Genomic DNA, 10,602 nt, shown 5'->3' on the forward strand with positions numbered 1-10,602 from the left:
TCCGAAGCGGACGCAGAGCGTCCATGGCGGCATTCCCACGCAGAGCATGGGAACGATCACGCTGCATTACAGCGACCGCGCAATAATCTCCTTCATGATTTCATTGGTCCCGGCATAAATCCGCTGCACCCGCGCATCCGCCCATGCCCGGGCGATCGGGTATTCCCACATGAATCCGTAACCGCCATGCAACTGCACGCATTCGTCGAGCACCTTGCATTGCAGGTCGGTGCCCCAGTACTTGGCCATCGCCGCCGTCGGCACGTCGAGCTTGCCTTGCAGATGCAGTTCCAGGCAGCGATCGACGAAAACCCGGCCGATCTGGATCTCGGTCGCCATTTCAGCGAGCTTGAAGCGGGTATTCTGGAAGTCGGCGATGGCCTTGCCGAAAGCCTTGCGCTCACGGGTGTAATCCAGCGTCCACTGCAACGCCGCTTCGGCTGACGCCAAGCCTCCCACCGCGACCGTCAAGCGCTCCTGCGGTAATTCCTGCATCAGGTAAGCGAAGCCCATCCCCGCTTGGCCCAACAGGTTTTCCTTGGGCACCCGAACGTCCTGGAAGAACAGCTCCGAGGTGTCTTGAGCCTTCATGCCGACCTTTTCCAGGCGCTTGCCCTTGGCGAAACCCGGCGTGTTGGCCTCCACCAGAAACAGACTGGTGCCCTTCGCCCCCGCCTTCGGATCAGTCTTGGCCACGACGATCACCAGGTCAGCCAGAAAGCCGTTGGTGATGAAAGTCTTCGAACCGTTGATCACGTATTCGTCGCCCTCCAGCACCGCGGTAGTCTTCACCCCCTGCAGGTCGGAGCCAGCACCCGGCTCGGTCATGGCGATCGCAGTGACCATCTCGCCAGACACCAGCTTGGGCAGGTATTTGTGTTTCAGCGCCTCACTGCCGTAATGCAGGATATAAGGCGCAACAATGTCCGAATGAAGAGAAAATCCGATCCCGGTCAGCCCCAGACGACCGACCTCCTCGATCACCACTGCGCTATAGAGAAAGTCAGCCCCCAACCCGCCGTATTCTTCCGGCAGATGCGAACAGAGCATCCCCGCCTCCCCCGCCTTGTTCCAGAGATTGCGGTCGATATAGCCTTGTTTTTCCCATTGCCCATGGAACGGCACGGCCTCTTTTTCGAGGAACGTTCGCACGCTGTCGCGAAAAAGTTCGTGCTCGGGGCTGAACAAGGTTCTGGGGATCATGCGTCACCTGTCGTTATTGTCAGACGGAATTGATCTTCAGAGACTAAGCCTCGCTTCCGATACAGGACACTGGACACATCCGACAAAAAATAAGACGATCCAGCCGTCTGGTGACCACTTTCCCCTATAAGAATAAAGTTGAATTATGTCTAACCAAGCCTCCAAGCCCTTGCGGCGCGTCAGCATCCTGGCTATCGACCGGGTTTTCGCTTCCACCCTCATGCAAGCCAAGGATTTCTTCCATCTGGCCAGCCTGCGCTATGGCAAACAACTGGGCCACGGCCTGACACCGGCGTTCGAAACCCGACTGGTCAGCCCCGACGGCAAACCGGTGAACAGCTTCAGCGACGTGATCATGCCGGTGGACGGCGGCCTGGAAAATGCCGACGTCATCATCCTCCCCGCCTTCTGGGACGATTTCGACACGCTCTGCAAACGTTATCCACAGGTCCTGCCGTGGCTGCGCGAACAACACGCCCGCGGGGCAGTGCTGTGTGGCGAGGCCACGGGGGTGTTCTGGCTCGCCGAAGCCGGGCTGCTCAACGGTAAGGAAGCGACCACGTACTGGCGCTTCTTCAATGCTTTCGCCGAGCGCTTCCCTCAGGTTCACCTCAACCAGGACAAACACCTGACCGACGCCGACAACCTGTATTGCGCCGGCGGCACCACCTCGGCCTGCGACCTCTACATTTACCTGATCGAGCGCTTTTGCGGTGCCAACGTGGCCCAGGCTGTGGCTCGCGACATTCTCTACGAAGTACAACGCAGCTATGCGCCGGGGCGGATCGGTTTCGGCGGGCAAAAACTGCACCAGGATGTGATCATCCTGCAGATCCAGCATTGGCTCGAAGAACACTTCGCCGATAAATTCCGCTTCGAAGACGTGGCCCGCGAACACGGCATGAGCATCCGCAACTTCATGCGACGCTTCCAGACCGCGACCGGCGATAAACCGCTGCATTACCTGCAACGCCTGCGCATCGAGACCGCCAAGGGCTTGTTGTCCGGCAGCCGCAAGAGCATCAAGACCATCAGCTATGAAGTCGGATACGACGATGCGAGCTTCTTCGCCCGGCTGTTCCGCCAGCATACGGAGTTGTCACCGAATCAGTATCGGCAGCAGTTTCAACAAGCAGCTTAAGGGCTAGACACCAATCCAGATTGGCTCTTCAGCGCGCATAAAAAAGGGCCTGCAATGCAGGCCCTTTTTATTTTCCGAAATGTCCTACGGCTTGTGCGCCCGGGACAGGAATTCGTGAGACTGCATTTCCAGCAAGCGGCTAAGCGTACGCTGGAACTCGAAGGTCAGGCGACCGCCGGTGTAGAGGTCTTTAAGCTCGACTTCGGCGGAGATGATCAGCTTCACGTTGCGGTCGTAGAACTCGTCGACCATGTTGATAAAACGTCGGGCGATGTCGTCGGTGGTGACGCTCATCTGCTCGACGCCGCTGAGCAACACGGCATGGAAGATCTTGCCCAGTTCGATGTAGTCGTTCTGGCTGCGCGGGCCGTCGCACAGTTCGCGGAAGTCGAACCAGGCCACGTCATCGCAAGTGCGCACGGCGCGGATTTCACGGTTCTCGATCATCAGCACGTCGTTCTCGACGGCAGCCGTGCATTCCGGCGTCAGGGCCCGGAAACTCTTGCGCAGGCTTTCCTGGGCGGCTTCGTCCAGCGGGAAGTGGAACAGCTCCGCTTGCTCGAGGTGACGCAGACGGTAATCGACGCCGCTGTCGACGTTGACGATTTCGGTGTTCTGCTTGATCAGCGCAATGGCCGGCAAGAAGCGCGCACGTTGCAGGCCGTCCTTGTACAGACCGTCCGGCACGATGTTCGAGGTCGCGACCAGGGTCACGCCGTTCTTGAACAGTTCTTCCATCAGCGTGCCAAGGATCATGGCGTCGGTGATGTCGGAGACGAAGAATTCATCGAAACAGATCACTCGCGTTTCGTCGGAAAAGCGCTTGGCGATGATCGTCAGCGGGTTTTTCTCGCCGCCCAGAGTCTTCATCTCTTCGTGCACGCGCTTCATGAAGCGGTGGAAGTGAGTGCGGGTCTTTTCCTTGAACGGCAGCGCTTCAAAGAAGGTGTCGACCAGGTAAGTCTTGCCGCGACCCACGCCGCCCCAGAAGTACAGGCCCTTGACCGGCGCCTGGTCCTTCTTGCCAAACAGTTTGCCGAGCAGGCCCGGTTTGTTCTGCGAGGCCGCGACCAGATCGTCGTACAGGCGCTGCAAATGACGCACTGCCGTTTCCTGCGCAGCATCGTGGAAGAATTCCGGGCGTTTCAGATCAGCTTGGTATCGTTCTAGGGGCGTCATAATTCGTTAGCAAGGCAACAAAAACGGGCCGTCACTGTAGCGACGGCCCGTGGGAATGGCAATCGGCCCTTGGTCGGACCGAACCGTTGTTTATTCCTGAACCGGTGTCAGTGCAACCCGCAATGCGCCGATGGCAGCATCGCGAGCAGCACTGTCGGCGAAGGCCGGGCTGTCGGCCACGCACTCGCCTTCCAGCCAGACGCTGAAGTTCAGGTCTTCACTGCGCACGTCCAATGGCTGGCCGGATTGCAGTTGTTTGGTCACCTGACCTGCGGTTTTGCCATCGGCGAAGTGCCGCGACAGCAGCAGCTGCTCACCATCGGCCGCCAGCAGACGGAAGCGGAAACTGCCATCGTCTTCACGGAAGCTGACAAAACGCGCGGCTTTCGCGGCTTTCTTCTTGGTGGTGGCAGCGACTTGAGTCTGGGCGACGAAAGAACGCAGGCCGACCGCTTCACGCAACTCGTTGAGGAACGGCGTGGCCACTGCACGGGCCTTTTTCGCGCCGTGTTGCAGGATGTCTTCCAGATCCGCCGGACGCTCGATCAGTTGGTGATAACGCTCGCGGGACTCGCCCAACTCGTTGTCCAGCAACTGGAACAGGCGATTCTTCGCCTCGCCCCAACCCAGGCCCTGGAGCAATTCGCTGCGGAACTCGTCGGCTTGTGCCGGTGTAGCGAAAGCCTGGAACAAGGTGAACAGGTGCGAGTTGTCCGGATCTTTGGCTTCGCCCGGGGCACGGGAGTCGGTCACGATCCGCGAAATCGCGTCTTTCATCTCTTTGGCGCTGCTGAACAACGGAATGGTGTTGTCGTAGCTCTTCGACATCTTGCGACCATCGAGGCCTGGCAGCGTGGCGACGCTTTCCTCGATCAGCGCTTCGGGCATGGTGAAGAACTCCTTGCCCTGGCCGAACAAGTGGTTGAAGCGCTGGCCGATGTCACGGGCCATTTCCACGTGCTGGATCTGGTCACGACCGACCGGCACCTTGTGGGCGTTGAACATCAGGATGTCCGCGGCCATCAGCACCGGGTAGCTGTACAGGCCCATGGTGATGCCCGCATCCGGGTCTTCGCCATTCTCGACGTTCTTGTCCACCGACGCCTTGTAGGCGTGGGCACGGTTGAGCAAGCCCTTGGCGGCCACGCAGGTCAGCAGCCAGGTCAGCTCCGGGATTTCCGGGATGTCGGACTGGCGATAGAACGTCACCCGGTCCACGTCCAGGCCACCGGCCAGCCAGGTCGCGGCGATTTCCAGACGCGAGCGCTGGATGCGCAGCGGGTCATCGCATTTGATCAGGGCGTGGTAGTCGGCCAGGAAGTAGAACGAATCGGCATTGCTATCGCGGCTGGCAAGAATCGCCGGGCGGATAGCCCCCGCGTAATTGCCCAGGTGCGGCGTGCCGGTGGTGGTGATGCCGGTGAGGATACGGGTACGAGTCGTCATGGGTAATCGCTTGTCAGACTGCAATCAATTCGAAAGACGCGGCAGGATCAGATCCTTGAGATCGGTCAGCTTGCCATGAAAAAAGTGTCCGCATTCTGCCACTTTCAGCAGCTCATGGGGGCGATCGAGTGCGTCGGACCAATCGTAAACGAGTTGCGGATCGATCACTTCGTCGGTTTCCGGCTGGATCAGGGTCAATGTACCTTGGTGCGGCAGTTGATCCTGATCGCCCAGACGCATGACCGCAGGCGCGACCATGAACAGATGCTTGATCTGCTCACCCTTGGCCTCCAGGCGTCCGCCGAGACTGGCTGCAACAAAACCGCCGAAGGAGAAACCGAACAGGGTCAAAGGTAATTCAGGATGTTTGGCCCGCAGCCACTCGGCCGCTGCCTGGGCATCGTCGACTTCGCCGGAGCCCATGTCGTGCGAGCCTTCACTGGCACCGACGCCACGGTAGTTGAAACGCAAGGTAATCAAACCGGCGTCCCGCGCGCTGCGCTGCAGGGTCGAGACGACTTTGTTGAGCATCGTGCCGCCCTGCACCGGGTTCGGATGGCAGATCAGCGCCAGGCCGCGGGGCTGCTCATTGTCCGGGCTCATGTTTTCCAGATACAGGGCTTCCAACTGACCCACCGGGCCATCAATCACTACAGGGGTTTCGCGCATAAGCAAGGAAGGAACTCCGTGACCTCGAATCGGGTCGACTCGTCTAGCAAATTGTCTGTGCCAATCTATTGCGAGTGAATCGCGGTATACAGCGCAGGTTCGAGCCGTTAACGTAAAGCAAAGCCGTTTATAGAGGAAGGACTCGTGGAACACTCGCTCTTAGTTTGGTTGTTGCCGACTCTTGCCCTGGTTGTGGGTGTCGCCATTGGATTCCTGATCGCTCGCCTGGTGCCGAATGCCGCTCCGAGCAGCACGCAACGTCAGCTGGATGATATTCAGGAACGTTTTGACAAGTATCAGAACGAAGTGGTCACCCACTTCAACAGCACTGCATCCCTGGTCAAGAAACTGACTCAGAGCTATCAGGAAGTGCAGGATCATCTCGCCGAGGGTGCCAACCGTCTGGCCCTGGACGAGCAGACTCGCCAACGCTTGCTGGCTGCCCTGCACGCTGACGCGGTGCAGGCTCCACGGGAACGCCTGACGCCACCGCGCGATCAGGAACCGCCTCGCGATTACGCTCCCAAAGCCCCGAACGCGCCGGGCATGCTCGATGAGCATTACGGCCTGAAGAAGTAATCAGGTTTCGCGCGACACAAAAAGCCCTCGGACGAGTGATTGTCCGAGGGCTTTTTTATTCTGAAGTTTTCATCGCCTGAACAAGCGACACAAAAAAATGCCCGATCCTTTAAGGATCGGGCATTTTCATTTCAGGGAGAGGTCAGCCTCTCATGGGTACTGCTGGACAGTGCCTTGCTGTTGCTGGCCGCCGTATTGCTGGCCCGGAATCGCCTTCAGGTTGACCTCGACGCGGCGGTTCTGTGCCCGGCCATTGGCATCACCGTTGCTGGCAATCGGGTTATCCGGCCCGGCACCACGTGCCGACAGGTTGGCGCCGCTGACACCCTGTGAGGTCAGGTAAGTCGCCACGCTCTGGGCGCGACGCTGGGACAGGTCCATGTTGTGCTGGCGGCTGCCGGTGCTGTCGGTGTAGCCGACGATCTCGATCTGGTTCTGATTGAACTCCTTGAGCGAGCCCGCCAGGTTGTTCAGCGGCTGGTAGAAGCTTGAGGCAATGTTCGCCGAATCGGTGGCGAACGTGATGTTGCCCGGCATGATCAGCTTGATCTGATCGCCCTGGCGCTGCACCTCAACCCCGGTGTTGGCCATGCTGGCGCGCAGCTTTTTCTCTTGCTGGTCGGCGTAGTAACCGTAACCGGCAGCAGAAGCACCCACCACGGCGGCGCCAATCAGCGCGCCCTTGCCACGGTTATCGTGACTGATGGCAGCACCGGCCAGCGCACCGGCCAGGGCGCCGAGGCCACCGTATTTGGCGGTATTGCTCATGCCCGTGGAGCTGCCATCGGCCTGACCCTGGTTGTCATAAGGGTTCGGCGATGCACAACCGGACAACAGAGCCACTGCAGTAGCGACAACGATCAAACGACGCGAGGTGAACATGGAGGAGCTCCTACTTTTTTTGCATTCTGTGGTGCAACGGACTTAAGCAATGAACCTTTGCGGGTGTTGGATCACTGGCAATGACAAAAATTCCGTCAGAGCCCTTCAAGCTCTTACAAAGGGGTTACCGCGCATTTCATCGCCCAGACAGGTGTCCGGGCCATGCCCGGACACCACGGTTGCCTCTTCGTCGAGGGTATACAACCGCTGCTTGATCGATCGCACGAGTGTTGCCTGATCACCACCCCACAAATCCGTGCGCCCTACCCCACGCTTGAACAGCGTATCACCGGCAATCAGCAGCTTAGCCTCTGAAAGCCAAAAGCTCATGGAACCCGGCGTATGACCCGGCGTGTGCAACGCCACGCCACACCCGCACGCCAACTCTTCATCATCGGCCAACCAGCGATCCGGCGATGGCACCGGGGTGTAAGGCACACCGAACATCTGGCACTGCATCTCCAGGTTGTCCCAGAGAAATTGATCTTCTTTATGCAGGTGCAGGGTCGCGCCGGTTTTCTCCTTCAACTGACCGGAGGCGAGGAAGTGATCGAGGTGTGCGTGGGTGTGAATGATGCTGACCACCTTCAGGCCCAAGGCGTCGAGCCGCGCCAGGATCAGCTCGTGATTGCCGCCTGGGTCGACGACGATGGCTTTTTTAGTGATGGGGTCGCCGATGATTGTGCAGTTGCACTGCAAAGGGCCGACGGGGAAGGTTTCGCGGATGAGGGTGGGGGTCGGAGCGTTCACGGGAGGCCCTGATAAGTCGATTTCGAACAGGATACCAGCGCGCATTCCTCAAGACTCACTGGCGCACGTCGACACAGATTTACTGGCCAGTTTTTTGACGCCATTATTAAAAAAATAGTGGCCATGTAATATCAATTGACGCTGACTCTGGTGCAAAATCGCGTCCTTGTAGCGGCCACATACAGGACGGTCGCAGCCTTCTCAGGATATTTAGAATGTCGTCTCCTCTTGGTTACATTTTAACAAAGCCATCTGTTCTGACCGGTAACCAACAAGTCGACAGCCTGATCTATGGCACCTCCTGGCTGAGCCCTGACTTCGGCGCAGACATCTTCGCGACAAGGCTGACCTATAGTTTCGTCACCCCCGGCCAATCGTATTTCTCTACCAAATACAGCTTAAAAAATGAATTCCTGAACAGCTTCGCTCTGACATCGGCTCAACAAAACGCCGTGACCGGTGCGCTTGGCGCCTGGAGCGCCGTGGCTAACGTCAAGTTCACTCTGGTCAGTGACAACATCAACACTGTGGGCGACTTGCGATTCGGCGGCTATTGGGACATGGACGACGACGCCGCTGCCTGGGCCTACTTCCCCGACCGGACACCGCTGGCCGGAGATGTATGGATCAGCCCGGATACGAACAACCCTACCCCCGTCAAAGGCACTTACGACTTTATGACGTTCGTGCATGAAATCGGTCATGCCCTGGGCCTCAAACATCCATTCGAGTCGAGCCAATCCAACAGTACGCTGATCTCGCCCCTGCTCGATGATACGCATTACACGATCATGAGCTACAACAATGCGTACTCCTATCAGCCGACGACACCGATGCTGCTGGATATTCTCGCTATCCAGAAAATTTACGGCGCCAACATGCTTTGGCAAACCGGTGACAACGTCTATCGCTGGGCACCCGACCAATCAGTATTCGAAACCATCTGGGATGCCGGCGGAAACGATACGATCGATGCCAGCAACCAGCAGGCGGCTGTCAGACTGAACCTGAATGAGGGTGAGTTCAGCAACATCGGCAAGGCATTCGTCGACATCCCGAACCTGCAACTGGTCAATGACGGGCTGGCGATCGCCTTTGGCACCAAAATCGAAAATGCCACCGGTTCGGCTTTTAACGATGAGCTTATCGGCAATGCGCTGGGTAACGTTCTCGATGGTGGTGCCGGCCAAGACGTCATGATTGGCGGTGCAGGCAACGACGTTTACGTTGTGGATAACGTGGGTGACGTGGTGGTGGAAACCGGCACCTCGCTGAGCGAAATCGACACGGTTATGTCGTCGATCAGCTACACCCTGGGCAGCAACCTCGAGAACCTGACCCTCACCGGCAGCGACCAGCTCGACGCCACCGGCAACGCCCTGAACAACGTGCTGATCGGCAACAGCGGCAACAACGTGCTGGACGGTGGCCTCGGCGCCGACGTGATGATTGGCGGCTTCGGCAACGACACCTACATCGTCGACAACCTCAAGGACGTGGTCACCGAGACCAGCACCCTGCTATCTGAAATCGACACCGTGCGTTCCTCGGTGAGCTGGACCCTGGGTGCCAACCTGGAAAACCTCACCCTCACTGGCAGCGACAACCTCACCGGTGTCGGCAACGCCCTGAACAACGTGCTGACCGGCAACAGCGGCAACAACATCCTCAACGGTGGCGCGGGCCTGGACACGCTGATCGGCGGCGCCGGCAACGACACCTATGTCCTCGACCAGGCCGGCGAACTGGCGCTATTGCAGGATGACGTTGATCAAGGCCACGACCTGCTGTACATCAACTACACCTCGACTCCGGCCACCAACACCGTCGACCTCAGCCAAAGCAACCTGCAGAACGTCGAAGATGTCACCGTCACCGGCCTCGGCAACTTCACCGTGATCGGCAACGATCTGAACAACATCCTGATAGGCAACGCCTACGACAACACCCTGCTAGGCGGGGCCGGCAACGACTGGCTGGATGGTTGGGCCGGGGCTGACAAGCTCATTGGCGGTAGTGGCGATGACACCTATGTCATCTTGAACAATGGTGTACAAGTCACCGAACTGGCTGATGAAGGCCACGACCTGATCAAGACAGCAGTGAGCTACTTTTTGGAAGCCAACGTCGAGGATGGCGAGCTGCTCGGATCTGCAGCGCTGAGCCTCACAGGTAATGGACTCGATAACAGCCTCACCGGCAACGCCGCCGCCAACGTCCTCGACGGCAAGGCCGGCGCCGACACCCTGGACGGCGGTGCTGGCAACGACACCTACTACGTCGACAACCTCGGCGACACAGTGATCGAACGCGGCACCTCGCTGAGCGAAATCGACACGGTCATGTCGTCGATCAGCTACACCCTGGGCAGCAACCTCGAGAACCTGACCCTCACCAACTTACACGACCTGAATGCTACCGGTAATGCCCTGAATAACCGCCTCGTCGGTAACTTCGGCAACAACACCCTGGACGGAGGCCTTGGCGCCGACGTCATGATCGACGACCGCGGCAGCGACACCTACATCGTCGACAACCTCAAGGATGTGGTCATTGAGACCGGCTCCTCGCTGTGGGATATCGACACCGTGCGCTCCTCGGTCAACTGGACCCTGGGTGCCAACCTGGAAAACCTCACCCTGACTGGCAGCGACAACCTCAACGGCGTCGGCAATGCCCTGAACAACGTGCTGACCGGCAACAGCGGCAACAACGTGCTCAACGGTGGCGCGGGGCTGGACACGCTGATCGGC

General features: G+C 58.7%; 9 protein-coding genes. 3 read left to right on the forward strand and 6 right to left on the reverse strand.

Annotated features, from left to right (window positions below; all coding sequences use genetic code 11):
* Nucleotides 1–66: 66 nt before the first annotated feature.
* Nucleotides 67–1,203 (reverse strand): acyl-CoA dehydrogenase family protein, encoded by a 1,137-nt coding sequence (locus tag AC07V0_RS27770; RefSeq protein WP_018930117.1) that lies wholly within the window; start codon nucleotides 1,201–1,203, stop codon nucleotides 67–69.
* Between the two features lie 244 nt (nucleotides 1,204–1,447).
* Between AC07V0_RS27770 and AC07V0_RS27775 the strand changes: the two genes are divergently transcribed.
* Complete coding sequence (locus tag AC07V0_RS27775; protein WP_172901249.1) at nucleotides 1,448–2,344, forward strand: GlxA family transcriptional regulator; 897 nt, start codon at nucleotides 1,448–1,450, stop codon at nucleotides 2,342–2,344.
* Between the two features lie 84 nt (nucleotides 2,345–2,428).
* On the opposite strand, the gene zapE is transcribed toward AC07V0_RS27775, so the two are convergent.
* The 3 genes from zapE to AC07V0_RS27790 all read right to left on the reverse strand — a co-directional run bounded on the left by zapE (nucleotide 2,429) and on the right by AC07V0_RS27790 (nucleotide 5,638).
* Complete coding sequence (gene zapE, locus AC07V0_RS27780) at nucleotides 2,429–3,523, reverse strand: cell division protein ZapE (RefSeq protein ID WP_019582361.1); 1,095 nt, start codon at nucleotides 3,521–3,523, stop codon at nucleotides 2,429–2,431.
* 90 nt (nucleotides 3,524–3,613) lie between these two features.
* The gene (locus AC07V0_RS27785) at nucleotides 3,614–4,969 is read right to left on the reverse strand and encodes a tryptophan--tRNA ligase (protein WP_111455294.1); all 1,356 of its coding nucleotides are present in this window, start codon (nucleotides 4,967–4,969) and stop codon (nucleotides 3,614–3,616) included.
* Between the two features lie 24 nt (nucleotides 4,970–4,993).
* Nucleotides 4,994–5,638, reverse strand: coding sequence for an alpha/beta hydrolase (locus AC07V0_RS27790; RefSeq protein ID WP_495020089.1), 645 nt, complete (start codon nucleotides 5,636–5,638; stop codon nucleotides 4,994–4,996).
* A gap of 144 nt (nucleotides 5,639–5,782) precedes the next feature.
* Between AC07V0_RS27790 and AC07V0_RS27795 the strand changes: the two genes are divergently transcribed.
* Nucleotides 5,783–6,217, forward strand: coding sequence for a Z-ring associated ZapG family protein (locus AC07V0_RS27795; RefSeq protein WP_018930114.1), 435 nt, complete (start codon nucleotides 5,783–5,785; stop codon nucleotides 6,215–6,217).
* Between the two features lie 150 nt (nucleotides 6,218–6,367).
* On the opposite strand, the gene AC07V0_RS27800 is transcribed toward AC07V0_RS27795, so the two are convergent.
* Nucleotides 6,368–7,099, reverse strand: a complete 732-nt coding sequence (locus AC07V0_RS27800; protein WP_064616197.1) for a YiaD family glycine zipper/OmpA-like lipoprotein — start codon at nucleotides 7,097–7,099, stop codon at nucleotides 6,368–6,370.
* A gap of 105 nt (nucleotides 7,100–7,204) precedes the next feature.
* A complete protein-coding gene (locus tag AC07V0_RS27805) occupies nucleotides 7,205–7,849 on the reverse strand; it encodes an MBL fold metallo-hydrolase (protein ID WP_495020090.1) in 645 nt (214 codons plus the stop codon).
* 215 nt (nucleotides 7,850–8,064) lie between these two features.
* Between AC07V0_RS27805 and AC07V0_RS27810 the strand changes: the two genes are divergently transcribed.
* Nucleotides 8,065–10,602 (forward strand): M10 family metallopeptidase C-terminal domain-containing protein (locus AC07V0_RS27810; RefSeq protein WP_495020091.1); only part of this gene is annotated, 2,538 nt, incomplete at its 3' end.

The sequence above is a fragment of the Pseudomonas sp. GW821-FHT01E10 genome (assembly GCF_059422365.1).